Source organism: Vannielia sp. ABF1_015, from assembly GCF_056160745.1.
Genome location: NZ_JBSWXT010000001.1, coordinates 1205541 through 1221857 on the forward strand (window position 1 = coordinate 1205541; position 16317 = coordinate 1221857).

Annotated in this window: 13 protein-coding genes and 1 tRNA gene; 4 read left to right on the forward strand and 10 right to left on the reverse strand. The window is 63.9% G+C overall.

Annotation, left to right across the window (positions count from 1 at the left end; translation table 11 throughout):
* Positions 1-2: 2 nt before the first annotated feature.
* Positions 3-3059, forward strand: coding sequence for an efflux RND transporter permease subunit (locus ACXAG6_RS06205; RefSeq protein ID WP_475336095.1), 3057 nt, complete (start codon positions 3-5; stop codon positions 3057-3059).
* A 371-nt stretch (positions 3060-3430) separates the two neighbouring features.
* Here ACXAG6_RS06205 and ACXAG6_RS06210 read toward each other — a convergent pair.
* The 7 genes from ACXAG6_RS06210 to def (ACXAG6_RS06240) form a co-directional block, all read right to left on the reverse strand.
* Positions 3431-3505 (reverse strand) — tRNA-Gln (locus ACXAG6_RS06210).
* A gap of 66 nt (positions 3506-3571) precedes the next feature.
* Positions 3572-4954 (reverse strand): mechanosensitive ion channel domain-containing protein, encoded by a 1383-nt coding sequence (locus tag ACXAG6_RS06215; protein WP_475336098.1) that lies wholly within the window; start codon positions 4952-4954, stop codon positions 3572-3574.
* Between the two features lie 132 nt (positions 4955-5086).
* Positions 5087-5323: a hypothetical protein gene (locus ACXAG6_RS06220; RefSeq protein WP_475336100.1), complete on the reverse strand. Its 237-nt coding sequence runs from the start codon at positions 5321-5323 to the stop codon at positions 5087-5089.
* On the reverse strand, positions 5323-6225 hold the full coding sequence (fmt, locus tag ACXAG6_RS06225) for a methionyl-tRNA formyltransferase (protein WP_475336102.1): 903 nt from the start codon (positions 6223-6225) through the stop codon (positions 5323-5325). The genes ACXAG6_RS06220 and fmt overlap by 1 nt, the downstream gene beginning before the upstream one ends.
* A gap of 22 nt (positions 6226-6247) precedes the next feature.
* On the reverse strand, positions 6248-6742 hold the full coding sequence (gene def, locus ACXAG6_RS06230; RefSeq protein ID WP_475336105.1) for a peptide deformylase: 495 nt from the start codon (positions 6740-6742) through the stop codon (positions 6248-6250).
* Complete coding sequence (gene def, locus ACXAG6_RS06235; protein ID WP_475337931.1) at positions 6739-7197, reverse strand: peptide deformylase; 459 nt, start codon at positions 7195-7197, stop codon at positions 6739-6741. Before def (ACXAG6_RS06235) ends, def (ACXAG6_RS06230) begins: the two co-directional genes overlap by 4 nt.
* 2 nt (positions 7198-7199) lie before the next feature.
* The gene (gene def, locus ACXAG6_RS06240) at positions 7200-7721 is read right to left on the reverse strand and encodes a peptide deformylase (RefSeq protein ID WP_475336106.1); all 522 of its coding nucleotides are present in this window, start codon (positions 7719-7721) and stop codon (positions 7200-7202) included.
* A gap of 92 nt (positions 7722-7813) precedes the next feature.
* On the opposite strand from def (ACXAG6_RS06240), the gene ACXAG6_RS06245 reads away from it, so the two are divergent.
* On the forward strand, positions 7814-8983 hold the full coding sequence (locus tag ACXAG6_RS06245) for a MalY/PatB family protein (RefSeq protein ID WP_475336108.1): 1170 nt from the start codon (positions 7814-7816) through the stop codon (positions 8981-8983).
* A 17-nt stretch (positions 8984-9000) separates the two neighbouring features.
* Here ACXAG6_RS06245 and ACXAG6_RS06250 read toward each other — a convergent pair whose 3' ends face one another.
* From ACXAG6_RS06250 to prpE, 3 genes are all read right to left on the reverse strand, one after another.
* Entirely contained in the window at positions 9001-10419 is a 1419-nt protein-coding gene (locus ACXAG6_RS06250; protein WP_475336111.1) for a sigma-54-dependent transcriptional regulator, read from the reverse strand.
* Positions 10416-12029, reverse strand: a complete 1614-nt coding sequence (locus ACXAG6_RS06255; protein WP_475336113.1) for an ATP-binding response regulator — start codon at positions 12027-12029, stop codon at positions 10416-10418. The genes ACXAG6_RS06250 and ACXAG6_RS06255 overlap by 4 nt, the downstream gene beginning before the upstream one ends.
* Before the next feature lie 148 nt (positions 12030-12177).
* A complete protein-coding gene (prpE, locus tag ACXAG6_RS06260) occupies positions 12178-14067 on the reverse strand; it encodes a propionate-CoA ligase PrpE (protein WP_475336115.1) in 1890 nt (629 codons plus the stop codon).
* 641 nt (positions 14068-14708) lie between these two features.
* Between prpE and ACXAG6_RS06265 the strand changes: the two genes are divergently transcribed.
* Together ACXAG6_RS06265 and ACXAG6_RS06270 are read left to right on the forward strand one after the other, a co-directional pair.
* The gene (locus tag ACXAG6_RS06265; RefSeq protein ID WP_475336118.1) at positions 14709-15665 is read left to right on the forward strand and encodes a Hint domain-containing protein; all 957 of its coding nucleotides are present in this window, start codon (positions 14709-14711) and stop codon (positions 15663-15665) included.
* Positions 15666-15939: 274 nt separating this feature from the next.
* A complete protein-coding gene (locus ACXAG6_RS06270; RefSeq protein WP_475336120.1) occupies positions 15940-16305 on the forward strand; it encodes a hypothetical protein in 366 nt (121 codons plus the stop codon).
* Positions 16306-16317 lie beyond the last annotated feature (12 nt).

Below are 16317 nucleotides of genomic sequence, written 5' to 3' on the forward strand. Positions count from 1 at the left end.
CCATGGATATCGCGCGCGCCTCCATAGATCGGCCGGTCTATACTTGGATCGTCATGCTGATCTGTCTGCTGGGTGGCATCTGGGGCTTTGCATCGCTTGGCCGTCTGGAAGATCCGGCCTTCACAATTAAGACCGCCGTGGTCGTTACACAGTATCCGGGTGCCTCGGCTGAAGAGGTGGCGCTTGAGGTCACCGAGCCGCTTGAATCGCAAATCCAGAAGATGAGCGAGGTCAAGGATATCGAGTCGATGAACCAGCCGGGTCTGTCTTGGATCACGGTGAACATGAAAGACAATTACGACGGCTCGGAACTGCCGCAGATCTGGACCAAGCTCAGGAACAGGGTGGGGGAGGCGGCGCTCCCCTCGGGGGCCACCGCGCCCTTCGTCAACGACAGTTTCGGCGACGTTTACGGGCTTTACTATGCGGTCACCGCGCCCGGCTATTCGGACGCCGAGATCAACCGGCTTTCCACCTATCTGCGGCGCGAACTGCTGACGGTGGACGGCGTGTCGGACGTGGCCCTTTCGGGCGTGCCCAACGAGGTGATCTACATTGAGCCGGACCCTGCGCTGACCGCCACAATGGGTATTCCGCCCACCGCGATCCTCGGGGCCGTCAACAGCGCCAACGAGATCGTCGATGGCGGCACCCTGCAAAGCACGGACGGGCGCATGCTGGTTCAGCGGCCCGAGGGCTCTGACAGCGTATCCGAGATTGCGGCGCTTTCCCTCGGTGTTAGCGGACAGATCGTTAACCTCACCGACTTCGCGCATATCTATCGCGGCCCCGAAGCCAACCCCGAGCTCATCGTGCGCCACAACAGCACGGATGCCTTCACGCTGGGGGTGGCCGGCATCGCCACCGAAAACATCGTCGAGGTCGGCAAGCGCGTGGATGCGCGGCTCGCCGAACTGCGCGAAACGCTGCCGCTCGGGATCGAGGTGCAATCGGTTTACCGTCAACACACGGTGGTTGAGGAGGCCTCCAACGCCTTCCTCGTAAACCTCGCGATGTCGGTTGGTATCGTGGTCGTGGTGCTGGCCCTCTTCATGGGCTGGCGCGCGGCGGTTGTCGTGGGCTCTACCCTGTTGCTGACCGTGGTGGGCACGCTGTTCTTCATGAACCTCGCTTCCATCGAGATGGAGCGGATCTCTCTCGGTGCGCTGATCATTGCGATGGGGATGCTGGTGGACAACGCCATTGTTGTGGCGGAGGGAATGCAGATTGCCATGCGGCAAGGCAAAAGCTCGCGTGAGGCCGCGACAGAGGCAGCCAGCAAAACGCAAATCCCCCTGCTTGGCGCAACCGTGATTGGCATCATGGCCTTCGCCGGGATCGGGCTTTCGCCGGATGCTACAGGCGAGTTCCTGTTCTCCCTCTTTGCCGTGATTGCAATTTCGCTGCTGCTCTCGTGGGTGCTCGCCATCAGCGCGACGCCGCTTCTGGGGCACTACTTTTTCAAGCGCGGCGCTGCGGGTGGTGGCGATGGCTACGATGGTGCTCTGTTTCGTGGCTATGCGGCGGTTCTACGCGCCTCGCTCAAGCTGCGCTGGCTGGTGATCGCCGCGCTGATCGGGGGGACGGCCGTGTGCTATATGCTCTTCGGCCAAGTCAAACAGCAGTTCTTCCCCGACAGCAACACGCCGCTCTACTTTGTCGATTACAAGCTGCCGCAGGGCGCGTCGATCCACCAGACCTCTGCCGATCTCTCCGTGATGGAAGACTGGCTGGCCGAGCGCGATGACGTGCGGGCGGTGACATCGTTCACCGGTCAGGGGGCTTCGCGTTTCATGCTGACCTATCAGTCGGAGGATCCGAACCCGAGCTACGGCCACCTCATCGTGCGTGTTTCTTCGCTTGACGTGATTGAAGGCGAGATGGACGAGCTCGAAGCTTTTGCCACTGAAGCGCTTCCGCAAGGCGAGTTCCGGGTGAAGCGGCTGGCCTTTGGCCCCGGCGGCGGTGCGCCCATCGAGGTGCGCTTCTCCGGCCGTGATCCCAATGTTCTGCGCGACCTTGCGGATGAGGCGATGGCGCGGATGAAGGCCGCCTCCGACAACGTCGTTGCTCTGCGCCAGGACTGGCGCGAACGCGAACTGGTGCTGCGTCCGATCTATGCCGAGGATCGCGCTCAGGACGCTGGCATTTCTCGCAGCCAGATCACTGAGACGCTCCAATTCGCAACCGAAGGAATCGACGCGGGCACCTTCCGTGAAGGTGACCGCCAGATCCCCATCGTCATCCGGTCGCCGCGCGATGCCGACCTCGCCCTGACCGATCACACGATCTACTCCGAAAGCGGCAACACGCTTGTATCGCTGGAGCAGGTGATCGACGGCTTCCGCTTTGAGCCGCAGGATACGCTGCTGCATCGCCGTGATCGGATGCAGGTGATCACCATGGGTGCAGACATACCGCGTGGGATGACCGCAGCACAGGTGCAGGCAGAGGTGCAGGATGCGGTTGAGGCCATGACCCTGCCCGAAGGTTACCGCATGGAGTGGGGCGGGGAGCTGGAGAGTTCCTCCGATGCACAGGCTTCGCTCGGCAGCCAATTGCCCCTGAGCGCCATTATCATGATCCTGATCTCTGTGCTCTTGTTCAACGCGCTACGTCAGCCGCTCATCATCTGGCTGTTGGTGCCGATGGGGGTCAATGGTGTGAGCCTCGCGCTTCTGGGCTCGGGCCTGCCCTTCACGTTCACCGCCTTGCTTGGGCTCCTCTCGCTCTCCGGCATGCTGATCAAGAATGGTATCGTGCTGGTCGAAGAAATCGACCTGACCCGTGAGGCCAACCCAGCCATGCCGCTGAAGGACGCCATCGTCTCCGCATCCACCTCGCGACTGAGGCCTGTCTTCCTTGCGGCGGCAACGACGATCCTTGGCATGTTGCCACTCCTGACCGACGCTTTCTTCCAATCTATGGCGGCAACCATCATGGGCGGCCTCGCCTTCGCCTCGGTCCTCACCCTGATCGCGGCCCCGGTGTTTTACTTCGTCATGTTCCGCAAAACGGACCTGAGAGCGAAAGCCGCCCTGGCAGCCACCCCGGCCTGATGGAACGTGCTCGGTGGCCGCCGAAAAACCGGTGCGCCACCGAGCACAGCAGGACTGGGCAGTGGGCAAGGCGCACCTGAGGCACTCGCTGGAAGTGGTCTGCGACAGCAAGAACCGGCGCACGTGCCATGCAGGAGCGGAAACGGCACAGCTACCAAGCGGAGGCGATGAAGGGTCGCCATCGCCAGCCAAACCCATGAGGGGCGTTGGCTCAGGTGGACGCAAACAAGATGCCCGGGCTGGCATCTGTCGTACCGCCCATAAGCAACTGCGCGGCGCAGTCATGCTCACGCCATACGATTGCTATAAACGTCTCTGAAAGAGGGGCGCTGCCTTGGGCACCGTAGTCCAATGCTATGCAAGGGGGCTGCTGGCTGGGGTGGTAGGATTCGAACCTACGGTACACGGTACCAAAAACCGCTGCCTTACCGCTTGGCTACACCCCAACAGCGAGGGGGTTCCTACTGAGTCTCGCGCCGCTGCGCAAGCCCCCAGGCGTGGGAAAATGCGGCTTATTCCACCTTCGTGCTGTGATCGAGCAGGTCGTCCTCGTGTCCTTCCTCGGCGCGCTCCGCCTCCACCATCGCTTCCAGTTCCTTTTCCTCCGTCGCGGCGACTTCGGCGAACTCGGTCACCGGGGCGGGCGCGGGTGCCGTGGGCTCCTGCGGGGTGGTCACGGGCGCACGCTCTGCTTCGCCCGGTGCGGCGGCGGGCAGGGCGCCAATCGGCGGATCGAGGCGCAGGCGGTAGGTGGTGTCTGGCACGGTCAGCCCATGGGCCTCCAGCGCGCCCTTGACCTGCCGCAGCGCCTCGCCCTTGGCCAGCAGCAGCGAGGTTTCCGTCTGGTCGATCCAGCCGGTGCAGGTCAGGATGATGCCCGCATCCGAAATACGGTCGATCCATGTCTTGGCGGCCGGGGTTTCGAGGATGAAGGGCAGGGCCTGCACCGTCTGTTCGGCGATGAGGCGCACCGCCTCCATGTCCATATCGCCCTCAAAACCGATCTCGAAGAGCACCCGGCGTTCGCGGTTGCGGCTGAAATTGACGATCCGGCTCTTGAACACCGTGGAGTTGGGGATGCGGATGTGGTTGCCGTCCCAGCTGAGGATGATCGTGGCACGGCTGGTCAGGCGGATCACCTTGCCCTCGTCGCCATTGATCTCGATGGCGTCATTGGGCCGGAACGGCTGACGGATCGAGAGCATGATCGAGGCAATGAAGTTCTCCACCGTGTCCTTCACTGCAAAACCGATGGCCAGACCGATGATACCGGCGGCACCGAGGATGGTGCCCAGCAGAGCGGTGGCGTTGAGGATATCCAGCGCCACCACGATGCCAGCGACCACGAAGGCCAGCCGCAGCAGCATCCGGTAGATGTCGGCGATGAAGGCATTGGGCGCGAGCCGGTCCCACGGCTGCTTCATGCGGGCCAGCAGAACCCCGATGAAGGCGACGATGAGGAAGGCTCCGAAGGCAATGATCAGCAGCGGGGCCCAAGCGATCATCTGGCCGATGCGCTCCTGAAAGCGCTCCATCGCTGGGTTCAGCCGCTCCACGACGTCGGTGCTTTCCACCACTTCATTCTCGATGGCAACCACGCCGTCGACCCGGGCTACGAGATCGTTCAGCGCACGGGCCTTGGCGGCGTCCAGCGTGGTGCCGCGCAGGGTGACGATGCCGGATTTCACCGCCACGGTCACATCCTCGTAGCCCTCCAGCTCGCTCAGGATGGCGCGGATGCGCTGGGCGATGGCCGCATCCTGCTCACGGCTTTCCTCCACACCGATGGTGCCCGTCGGCTGGCTCTCGCCGGCCTCCTGTGCGCGGGCCATGGGGGCGGGGAGGGTGAGGAGGAGGGCAAGGCTGAGGAGCAGGCAGCGAAGGGCAATGCGCATCGGGTCAAATCCGTGGGTGCTGGAATGTCGCGCCATGGTAGGCGGGCCGGGCGGCGGGGAAAAGCCCCGTTGCGCAGCGCAGCTCATCGCGGTACTGCACCTGCGGCGTGACCGCTCTTCGCAGACTTTCGTCTAGCGTTTCTTCACCACGAAGTAGAGCGCGGCGGCGGCGCCGGCGATGACCGCAAGGATCAGCAGGTATTTCAGCACGAAGAAGAGCAGCGGCAGCAGCAGCAGGCCGAGGTAACACAGCAGCACAACGCCCGCGCCCATCACAGCGGCCACCTCGTCATCGAAGCGGCGCTCTGTGGCGCGGTTGATGGCAAATCCGGCGGCAGCCCCGGCAATGAGAAGCAGAACGATATACATCAGGCCCCGAGCCTGCCCGGAAGCGTCAGCCCGCGCAAGAGTTCGGCGGCCTCCATTGGCCTTTTGCCCTGTCGTTGCGCCTGAAGCACCTCGACCGCGCCGCTGCCGCACGCCACCGTGAAGCCGCTCAGTACCTCGCCCGGCGCACCGCTGCCCTCGGCCAGCCGCGAGCGCAGCAGTTTTACCCGCTCGCCGTCCACGTCCGTCCAGGCGCCGGGGAAGGGGGAGAGGCCGCGAATGTGGCAGTCGACCTCTTTGGCCGAGCGGGTCCAGCCCACCGCTGCCTCCGCCTTGTCGATCTTCTCGGCATAGCTCACGCCCAGCTCGGGCTGCGGCATCGGCTCCAGCGCGCCCGCGCGTTCGGCAGCGCTCACGATCAGCCGTGCGCCGATTTCGCTAAGCCTGTCGTGCAAATCGCCCGTCGTCTCCTCCGCCTCAATCGCCGTGCTCTCGCGCAGCAGCACCGGCCCGGTATCCAGCCCTGCCTCCATCTGCATGATGCACACGCCCGTTTCCGCATCCCCCGCCATCACCGCCCGGTGGATCGGCGCGGCTCCACGCCAGCGCGGCAGCAGCGAGGCGTGGATGTTCATGCAGCCAAATCGCGGCGCATCCAGCACCGGCTGAGGCAGGATCAACCCGTAGGCCACCACCACGGCCAGATCGGCCCCGAGCGCTGCAAAGGCCTCCTGTTCCTCCGCGCCCTTCAGCCGGGCAGGGTGGCGCACCTCGAGCCCGAGCGCCTCCGCGCGGGCTTGCACGGGTGAGGGCCTGTCTTTCTTGCCGCGCCCGGCGGGGCGGGGCGGCTGGGTGTAGACGCAGGCAATCTCGTGGCCCGCGGCATGGAGCGCGTCCAGCGCGGGCACCGAAAAATCGGGCGTTCCCATGAAGATGATCCGCATCGCTGCCTCCCTCGTGCGGGCCTCAGCCCCGCTTGGCCGCCTTCTTCAGCAACATCTGCCGCTTGGTCCGGCTCAGCCGGTCAAAGAACATCCGGCCCCCCAGATGGTCGATCTGATGCTGCACGCTCGTCGCCCAGAGGCCTTCAAACTTCTTCTCCACCCGCGCGCCGCTCTCGTCGGTATAGGCCACCGCCACCCGCGACGGGCGCGACAGCTTGGCCGAAATGCCCGGCACATTCGGGCTCGCCTCTTCCCAGTCGAACAGCTCTTCGCCCAGCATGGTGATCTCGGGGTCGGCCAGCCGCACCGCCTGCCCGCGCTCCTTGGAGCAATCCACCACTGCGAGTCGCAGCATCACGCCGATTTGCGGTGCGGCGAGGCCATAGCCCGGCATGGCCTCCATCGTGTCCACCATGTCATCCCAGATCGCGCGGATTTCGTCGGTGATCTCGCCCACCGGGGCGGCAGCGGTTTGCAGGCGCTTGTCGGGCCAGGGGATGAAAGGGCGGGCGCTCATGCCCGCGCCTCTTCTTCGAGCCCGTCGATGATGAGCCTGCCGTCGAGATGGTCGGTCTCGTGCTGCGCAATCGCCGCCTCGGCCCCCTCAAGCTCCACGCTCTGCGCGGCACCGTCCAGATCGCGATAATCAAGCCGGATGCGCGCGGGCCGTGTTACCTGCACCGGACGTCCGGGGATGGAGAGGCAGCCCTCTTCCATCGTGGCCATCTCCTCACCCAGCGGTGTGATCACCGGATCGAGGCACACCCGCGGCGTCGTCTCTCCCGTCTTCCAGCCCGCATCCATCACGAAGATCCGGCGCAGCACGCCTACCTGCGGCCCGGCAAGGCCACGGCCCGGGGCGGCATACATGGTCTCCAGCATATCCGCGGCCAGCGCGGCCATATCCTCACCGCCCACCGGTGCGCAGATGGCCTTCAGCCGGTCGTCCGGCCATTGGACGATCGGCAGCACGGTCAAGCGCGGGCCTTCTCGCGTTTCAGCTTCTGCATCTTGCGGGTGATCATCTGCCGCTTCATCGGGCCGAGATAATCAATGAAGAGCTTGCCGTTCAGATGGTCGATCTCATGCTGCACGCAGGTGGCCCAGAGCCCGCTGAACTGCTCTTCCTGCTCACCGCCATCAAGCCCCTGCCAGCACACCTTCACCTCCGCCGGGCGGGTGACATCGGCATATTGCTCGGGAATCGAGAGGCAGCCCTCTTCATAGGTGTTCTGCTCTTCCGATGACCACACGATCTGCGGATTGATCAGCACCATCGGGCGGGCCTCTTCGGCATCGTCCTTGATGCAATCCATCACCAGCAGCCGGTGCATTTCGCCAATCTGCGGTGCGGCCAGCCCGATGCCGGGAGCGTCATACATGGTTTCTAACATGTCATCGGCCAGCCGCCGGAGCTCGCGGTCGAACTCGGTCACGGGGTCGGCGGGCTTTTTGAGCCGGGGGTCGGGGTGGATGAGGATATCACGCAGGGCCATGAGAGGGGATTTAGGACAGGCGCGGGCGCGGCGCAACAAGGGTTGCACCCGGCGTGCGCTGCGTTAGCTTCGCGACGAAGCAAGGAGCCACCATGAATTTCGACGAGATCATCGAACGCCGAGGCACCCATTCCGCGAAATGGGACAAGATGGAAGCGATCTATGGCGTGCCCGCCGACACCGGCTTGCCGATGTGGGTGGCCGACATGGATTTCCGCCCGCCCGCCTGCGTTCAAAGCGCCGTCGAGAAGATGGCCGCCCATGGGCTTTATGGCTACTACGGCGAAGACAGTGGCTATCTTGAGGCAATTCGCTGGTGGATGGCCGAGCGTCATGGCTGGAAGGTAGAAGACAGCTGGATTCACACCACCCACGGGCTGGTCAACGGCACCGCGCTTTGCGTCGATGCCTTTACCGCGCCGGGGGATGGCGTGGTGCTAATGACGCCAGTCTACCATGCCTTCGCCCGAGTCATCAAAGCGGCGGGCCGCGAGGTGGTGGAATGCCCGCTGGCGCTGCGTGACGGGCGCTACGAAATGGACTTCGACGCTTGGGATGCGCAGATGACGGGCCGCGAGAAGATGCTGGTGCTCTGCTCGCCCCACAACCCCGGCGGCCGGGTCTGGACCCGCGCCGAGCTGGAGGGCGTGGCCGCCTTCGCCAAGCGGCATGACCTTGTGCTTGTGTCGGACGAAATCCACCACGACCTGCTGATGCCCGGCCAGAGCCACACGCCCATGGCGCTGATCGACGGCGTGGAAGACAGGCTGGTGATGATGAGTTCCACCACCAAGACCTTCAACATCGCCGGTGCCCACACCGGCAACGTGATCATCCCCGACGAGCGCCTGCGGGCGCGCTTTGCCACCCGCATGGCGGCGTTGGGCCTCTCGCCCAACTCCTTTGGCCTGTTCATGGCCGAGGCCGCCTATTCGCCCGAGGGCGCAGAGTGGGTGGACGCGCTCTGTGCCTATCTGGACGGCAACCGAAAGGTTTTCGACGAGGGAATTTCAGCCATTCCCGGACTTGCTTCGATGCCGCTGGAGGCGACCTATCTTAGCTGGGTCGATTTTTCCGGCACTGGCATGGAGCAGGCAGAGTTCACGGGCCGGGTGGAGAAGGTCGGCAAGATCGCGGTGAATCATGGCGATACCTTCGGCAAGGGCGGCGAAAGCTTCCTGCGCTTCAACATCGCCACGCCTCGGGCGCGGGTCGCCGAGGCAGTGGAGCGGATGCAGGCGGCCTTCAGCGACTTGCAATAGGGCACCCGGAGGGCAGGCTAATCCTTCTGCCAGCCTTCGCGCTTGCGATAGATCGTTGAGGGTGAAAGCTGAAGGATACGGGCGGCACGAGGCACAGAGCCGCCTTCCCGCGCGATGGTCTCTTCGATCACCAAGCGCTCGATTTCTGCCAGCGGCTTTCCGATGAGCCCGTCAAGCTCCGGGCCGGGGGCAGGGCGCTCGGCGGCGTCCCGGTGGGCAACGCGCGCGGCTTCTGCGCGGGCTTCCACCTCGTGGTGAAGCTCCATCGGCAGCATCGAAAGCTGTACCTCTTCGGCATCATGCAGCACCACAACGTTGCGCAGAACGTTCAGCAACTGCCGCACGTTGCCCGGCCAATCGAGCGTGCAAAAAAGCTCTTCGACCTCGGGCGAAATCCGGGAGAAGCGCTTGTTCTCTTCGGCAGCAAATTCTGCCAGCGCGTGGTGGGCAATCTCGATCACGTCGCGCCCGCGCTCGCGCAGGGGCGGCAGGTGGAGCGGAACCACATGAAGGCGATAATATAGATCCTCGCGAAAACGCCCTGCACGCACTTCCGAAAGCGGGTCGCGGTTGGTGGCGCAAAGGATGCGCACGCTTACCTTGCGCGGCTTGGTGGAGCCGACGGGCTGGATGGTGGAGGTTTGCAGAAAGCGCAGCAGCTTGGTTTGCAGCCCCAGATCCATCTCGCAGATTTCATCGAGAAACAGCGTGCCCCCGTCCGCCGCCGCCGCCGCGCCGGGCTTGTCGGCCAGCGCGCCGGTGAAGCTGCCCTTGAGGTGGCCAAACACCTCGCTTTCCAGCAAGTCGCCGGGAATGGCCCCGCAGTTCAGCGCGATGAAAGGCCCGTTGGCGCGGGACGATGTGTCGTGCACCGCGCGGGCACAAAGCTCCTTGCCCGTGCCGCTTTCGCCCGAGATGAACACCGTGGCCATGGAGCGCGAAACCGAGCCGATCTTGTGCATCACCTCGCGCATCGGTGTGGAGGAGCCGATGAGGCCGGTCTGCTCGGCGGCAGGCAGTCGCGGCGCCGGGTCGGTCAGATGGCCGTTTCCATTGCGCTGCCCGGTGGCGCGGGCGTGGTCTGCCGTTGCGCCCGACACCGCGTCGAGCAAGCGGGCCTCATCAAAAGGCTTGACTAAAAACTCCCAAGCCCCTGCGCGCATCGCTTCCACCGCGCGGTTGATCGAGCCATTGGCGGTGATGACGATCACATGGGTAAACGGGTCTGCGGCGATGAACTCCTCGATCAGCTCCAGCCCGTCACGGTCGGGCAGCATGAGGTCCACCAGCACCACTCCCGGCCTATGCTGGCGAAACTTCTTCAACCCGTCTGCCGCGGTTGAGGCGCTTTCTACGCTGTGGCCTGCCGCCTTGAGCACGGATTCATACACCAACTGCATCGACGCGACGTCCTCGATGAGCAGCACTGGCGTCATTCAGAGGCCTCCCCGGTGGGGCGTTCGCCCTCGAAGCGGCTGGAGATCTCGGCGCTGATGCTCTTTATCAGGCCGGCGAGGCGGCTGTCGATCTCTACCAGAGTGCGGGCGAGGCTTTCAGACGGTTCGGCGCGATGCGCCGCGGCATTGGCGAGGTTGGCGAGGTCTTGCAGGGGCAGGGCGCCAACGGCACCGGAGAGCGAGATGATCACATGGGTCTGAGCGCGGATCTCATCGGCGTTTCCGATCGCCCCCGCCTGCGCCAGCGAGATGCGGCTGCGGCAAAGGTCGGCGTGCAGACGGCTGAGAAACTCGCGCCCGCCATCATCGCCCGAAATTGCGATCAACCGATCCAGCCTCTCAGGGCAAAAGTTCGGCGGCGGGCCCTCATGGCTGCGGGGTGGCTCTGGCGTCGCCTCGATCTGGCGCGGCGCGGTGCCACGGGTGCGCAGCATCAGCGTGGCGATGGATTGGCCAAAGGCTGCCAGCGAGCCGACCGGCTTGGCAAGGATCCCATCGGCCCCGGCATCATAGATCTTCTCGCGGTGTTCCTGCAGCACATAGGCGGTGACGGCCAGCATGGGGATGAGTCGGGTGTCGCCCTTCAGCGCGCGGGTGCGAGCGATCACCTCGGTGCCCGAAAGCTTGGGCATGTCGATGTCCACCAGCGCAAAGTCAAACCCGCCGCCCGACAGCAGGCGCAAGGCTTCTGCACCATCCGGGGCCAGCTTCCACGCTGCGCCGAGGTGGTCGAGCATCTGGGTGAAGAGCAGCTGGTTGGTGGCGTTGTCCTCCGCCACCAGCGCGGTGAGGCCCGACAGATCGGGCAGCGTCGGTGGCGCATCGGCGCTTGCAAGGTCGGCCCCGGCAGAGGGGTGCCATGCCCAAGATTGACGTGGCAGCAACAGCGAAACTTCGGCCCCGCCTTCACTGGAGTTCGAAACCTGAAGCTGCCCGCCCAACCGGGTGGCGATCTCCTTGGCAATGTGCATCCCCAGCCCGCTGCCCGGCTTCGTCTGCCCACCGGGCCTGCCGCCGCGCTCAAACAACCGTGCCAACGCCGCGTCAGAAAATCCGGGCCCCTGATCGCGCACGCGGAAGCGCAGTTCATCGCCGGAGCGCATGTCGACAGAAAGCACCACCTCGCCCCAGTCGGCATATTTGAACGCGTTCGAAAGCAGGTTGGCCAGCACCCTGTCGAGTGCCCCGGCGTCGAGGTGCAGCACTGTGGGCAGGTCGGCGGCGATATCGAGGCGCAGCGCCATGGAAAGCTCGCGGGCGTGGCCGGCCCAGCGGCGTTCAAGGTTGCGCATCACCGCCAGCAGGGGCACCGGCTCCTGCGCCGGATCGCGCTCTGGCATCGTCAGCCCGCCCTCTCCAAACTGGCGCAGGGCGCTGTCCAGCAGCCGGGCAAGGCTTTCTCCGGCAGTTGATACGCGCTGAAGCTGGGCCGCAGTGGCTGGATCAAGCTGAGAAAAGTCAACCAACCTCAATCCGCTGAGCACATCGGCTACAGCCGAGCGAATGTCGTGTGAGAACAGCTCAATGGTGCTGTTTGCTTTTTCTGTGCCCGGCGAGGGCACGGAGCCTGGCAGCCAGTCTTCAGCCATGATGAGACCCCGCCGTAAGTGGCGCAAAGCCGTCGATCGGAGATTCCCGCAAAGGTTGCACGATCGCTGGTTTTAAACAAACCCTAACTGCGCAGCCACTTGTCTTTAAAGGCAGGTTTTCCAGACCCATGGCTCGTATCTGGCCTTGTTACGCTGGGTAACCCAGCGTGGAGAGCGCCTCCTTGATCTCGTCAAGAATGGCGGGGTCGTCGATGGTGGCGGGCATCTTGTAGTCCTTGCCATCGGCGATGCTCACCATCGTTCCCCGCAAAATCTTGCCCGAGCGGGTTTTTGGCAGCCGGTCCACCACGCAGGCGAGCTTGAAGGCGGCAACCGGGCCGATCTTTGCCCGCACAAGGCCGATGCAATCCTTGATCACCTCTTCATGCGGCTTGTTGCAACCGGTGTTGAGGCACACAAACCCCATCGGCAACTGGCCCTTGAGCGTGTCGCTCACCCCGATCACCGCGCATTCGGCAACATCCGGGTGGGCGGCCAGCACCTCCTCCATCGCGCCGGTCGAAAGCCGATGCCCCGCGACGTTGATGACATCGTCGGTGCGGGCCATGATGTAGAGATAGCCGTCTTCGTCGATCATCCCCGCGTCGCCGGTTTCGTAATAGCCCGGGAAGTGCTCCAGATAGGCCTTCTTGTAGCGCGCTTCTGCATTCCAGAGCGTGGGTAGGGTGCCCGGCGGCAGCGGCAGCTTGATGGCAATGGCCCCCAACTCGCCCGGCGCCATTGGGTGGCCACCCTCGTCGAGGATCTGCACATCATAGCCCGGCAGCGGCACCGAGGGAGAGCCAAGTTTGATTGGCAACTCCTCGATCCCGATGGGATTGGCCGCGATGGGAAAGCCGGTTTCCGTCTGCCACCAGTGATCGACGATGGGCACGTTCAGCATCCGCTGCGCCCAGGTGATGGTGTCAGGGTCGGCCCGCTCACCGGCAAGAAAGACGGTCTTCAGGCACGAGAGGTCATACTTCGCCACCAGCTCGCCTTTGGGGTCTTCGCGCTTCACCGCGCGAAAGGCTGTGGGGGCGGTGAAAAAGCTCTTAACGCCGTGCTCTGCGATCACCCGCCAGAAGGTACCGGCATCCGGCGTGCCCACCGGCTTGCCCTCAAAGACAACAGTGGTGTTGCCGTGAATCAGCGGCCCGTAACAGATATAGCTATGGCCCACGACCCAGCCCACATCGGAGGCCGCCCAGAACACATCACCCGGATCGACGTTGTAGATGTTCTTCATCGTCCAGTTCAGCGCCACGATATGCCCGGCCGTATGGCGCACCACGCCCTTGGGTTGGCCGGTCGTGCCGGAGGTGTAGAGGATATAGGCCGGGTGGTTGCCCTCAACCGGCACGCATTCGGCAGGGGGCGCGCCGTACTGGAACGAGTGCCAGCCAAAATCGCGCCCCTCGACCATGTGGGCCACTTCCTGTTCGCGCTGGTGAATCACGCAGAACTCGGGCTTGTGGGTCGATTGCTCAATCGCGTCGTCCAGCAGCGGCTTGTAGTGCACGATCCGCCCCGGCTCGATGCCGCAGGAGGAGGCGAGGATGGCCTTGGGCTTGGCGTCGTCGATGCGCACCGCAAGCTCGTTGGCCGCGAAGCCGCCAAAGACCACGGAGTGAATTGCACCTAGGCGAGCACAGGCAAGCATGGCCTCCACCGCCTCGGGCACCATCGGCATGTAGATGATCACCACATCACCTTTCTCGACGCCCTTGGCCCGCAGCGCCCCGGCGAGAGTGGCAACGCGGTTGCGAAGCTCGGAGTAGGTGATCTTGTGGGTGCGCCCGGTGATCGGGCTGTCGTGGATGATGGCATATTGCGGCCCGCGCCCGGCTTCGACGTGCCGGTCCACCGCATTCCAGCAGGTGTTCACGCGAGCATCGGCGAACCACTCGAACATGTGCTCGCCCTTCTCGAAGAGCGCCTTGCTTGGCTTCTCGTCCCAGTCGATGGCCTCGGCAGCCTCCATCCAGAACTTCTCCGGGTCCGCCTGCCAAGCAGCGTAGACGTCTTTATATGCCATGTGACTCCTCCTCCGGCTTTCTCTTAGGGAGCCGTGTGCGCTTCTGGCAAGCGTTCTGGTGTGGGGCGCGGCAGAATGGCTCATAAGGTTTGCATTTTTGGCGAATCCAGGCTGCAAATATTTGCAAAACCCCGGAAACTTCGCTGCCTGCTTGGGGCTTTTGAGCAGGTTTGCAAATTTCTGGCAGTTCGAGTTTGCCCTCGGCAGGTAGCGCGCTGATTCTCTGCCAGCATGGCGCGAAACCAGCCCTCGCCTGCGCCCCGCCGCCACTCGCCCCTGCGCTGCGCAGAAAATCGCCTGATGCCTGCAAGGGGTGGCAGTCTTCCGCCGAGGTTGCAGGAAGCACACATGATTTGACACATCCCGCGGGAGTTTTGATTTGGGCCGGATTCGTGCCCTGTCTATCTGGCTACAGTGGGTCGCTGAGGTGCGCATTGAGCCAATTTAGTAAACAATCATAGCGAAGATTTTCCCTGTCCAAGCCCGGTCTCATCTCCTTGCGATCTCTTCCTTAGGTAAAATTGGCAAAATTTTACTCATCCCAAAGTTGAGGACTCGGCATCCCCAGATTTTTTCCGTAAGCCTTGATTCAACTTTAGCGAGTTCTGGGTGGGGGCACCCAGACAGACGGGGGCCAAGCTATGGCAACAGCAGACATTACTGTGACCGAATACATCGGGTCTCTGGCCGGAACTGATCTGTTTGGCGGGCAAACGATTTTGCTCAACGGGTTTGGCGGAAGCCAGACCGGGACGCTGGAAGATGACGACGGTTTTCTGGGTGACATCGATGATGGGACGGCCACCTATAACGGCGATCCGATCAACTATATCGGCAGTGGCACGGTTCAGCCGGGCATTGATGCGGGCCTCATCATCGTGCCGCTTGGCGCAAAGAGCGACGTGGTCGTGTTTGAGGCTGGGGGTAACACTTACTTCCACTATCCCGACGGTGAGCCAAACGTGTTGGGTGCGGTCGCGCTGATCGTTGATATCGACGACACGCCATACGAGGTGTTCACCCCGATCTGCTTCGGCCCCGATACGGTGATTCTAACTCCAAGCGGCTATTGCCCGGTCGGAGAGATCGGCGTGGGCGACTGGGTGTGCGATGCGGATGGCCGGGCCCACGAGGTGCTCTGGTCCTCGTCCCGAAAAGTCGAGATTCCCTCCCACCCGGCTTTCGACAAGTGGAGGCCCATCCGCATCGCACGCAACAGCTTCGGCAACGGGCTGCCATTCCGCGACACATACCTGTCCCCGCAGCATCGGGTGGAGCTGCGCGGTTGCCCCGCAGAGATGGTGCTGGGCGCCGAGCGATGCCTTGCGGCGGCCACGGGGCTGGTGAACGGCAAAGGGGTGCGGGTGGACCGCGAGGTGCCGTCTATCCGCTATCACCACTTGGCCTGCGCCGAGCATGTCTCGCTGGTGGCCAATGGGTTGCTGGCCGAAAGCCTCTATCTCAACCCCGAAACGCCCGAGTTCCGGCTGGACGCCGGATCACAGGAGGCGGCGCAGCTGTTTCCGGAACTGACAATGAAATTGAACGCGCCAGTCGCAAGCTGCCGGGAGGCGGCGGTGCTGGCCACGTTTTTCTAGGGCTTAGCAGACGCCCTGGAAAGCCGGCCTTTGCCCCCCAGGTTTGGGCCGGACCACCCGCGTTGCCCCTGCAGCGCGGGTGGTTTCTTATCTGCCCCCCCCAATTGACGTGGCGCGACGGCATTTTCCTTGGAAGACCGCCTTTTAATGGCGCCACGGCGCGTGAGCCGAACTTGACAAGTGTGCCAGGCCCGGTCGCCCGTCTCCGAGCTGCCGCCTTGCGTGGGCCGGGCGTGGCCGCTAAGCCGGTGATGACTGGCGAGGAGTTCAGAAAATGCGTGGAATTGCGGCTCTCATCGTGGCGGTCCTCAGCACGAGTGGCGCTGCCAGCGCCTCAGACCTGCGCGCGCAGTTGTCTGGCAAGGTGCTCTATTTCGAAGGTCGGGGGGAGGAGACCATCCTTTTAAGCCTCAACCCGGATGGCACCGGTATCGGGCAAGAAACGCGCGACGGGCGGCCTCGGCCTGAGGCGATCCGCTGGCGGGTAAAGGGCTCGCGGCTCTGCATCAAGGGCAAGCCGGGCGGAATGAGCGCCAGCGGGCGTGAAGAATGCGTGCTCGTCACCCTGCGCGGCAATCGCGTTAAGCTCGGGCCCAAAGGGAACGGGCTTGAGGGCGTGCTGACAACCCGCAAGAAGTGACCCGGCGGGCTA

Bases quoted from the DNA above. Each gene is read 5' to 3' on its own strand.
- ACXAG6_RS06205 (WP_475336095.1), top strand. From the start codon at position 3: ATGGATATCGCGCGCGCCTCCATAGATCGGCCGGTCTATACTTGGATC.
- ACXAG6_RS06215 (WP_475336098.1), bottom strand. From the start codon at position 4,954: ATGCGCATTGCCCTTCGCTGCCTGCTCCTCAGCCTTGCCCTCCTCCTC.
- ACXAG6_RS06220 (WP_475336100.1), bottom strand. From the start codon at position 5,323: ATGTATATCGTTCTGCTTCTCATTGCCGGGGCTGCCGCCGGATTTGCC.
- fmt (WP_475336102.1), bottom strand. From the start codon at position 6,225: ATGCGGATCATCTTCATGGGAACGCCCGATTTTTCGGTGCCCGCGCTG.
- def (WP_475336105.1), bottom strand. From the start codon at position 6,742: ATGAGCGCCCGCCCTTTCATCCCCTGGCCCGACAAGCGCCTGCAAACC.
- def (WP_475336106.1), bottom strand. From the start codon at position 7,721: ATGGCCCTGCGTGATATCCTCATCCACCCCGACCCCCGGCTCAAAAAG.
- ACXAG6_RS06245 (WP_475336108.1), top strand. From the start codon at position 7,814: ATGAATTTCGACGAGATCATCGAACGCCGAGGCACCCATTCCGCGAAA.
- ACXAG6_RS06250 (WP_475336111.1), bottom strand. From the start codon at position 10,419: ATGACGCCAGTGCTGCTCATCGAGGACGTCGCGTCGATGCAGTTGGTG.
- ACXAG6_RS06255 (WP_475336113.1), bottom strand. From the start codon at position 12,029: ATGGCTGAAGACTGGCTGCCAGGCTCCGTGCCCTCGCCGGGCACAGAA.
- prpE (WP_475336115.1), bottom strand. From the start codon at position 14,067: ATGGCATATAAAGACGTCTACGCTGCTTGGCAGGCGGACCCGGAGAAG.
- ACXAG6_RS06265 (WP_475336118.1), top strand. From the start codon at position 14,709: ATGGCAACAGCAGACATTACTGTGACCGAATACATCGGGTCTCTGGCC.
- ACXAG6_RS06270 (WP_475336120.1), top strand. From the start codon at position 15,940: ATGCGTGGAATTGCGGCTCTCATCGTGGCGGTCCTCAGCACGAGTGGC.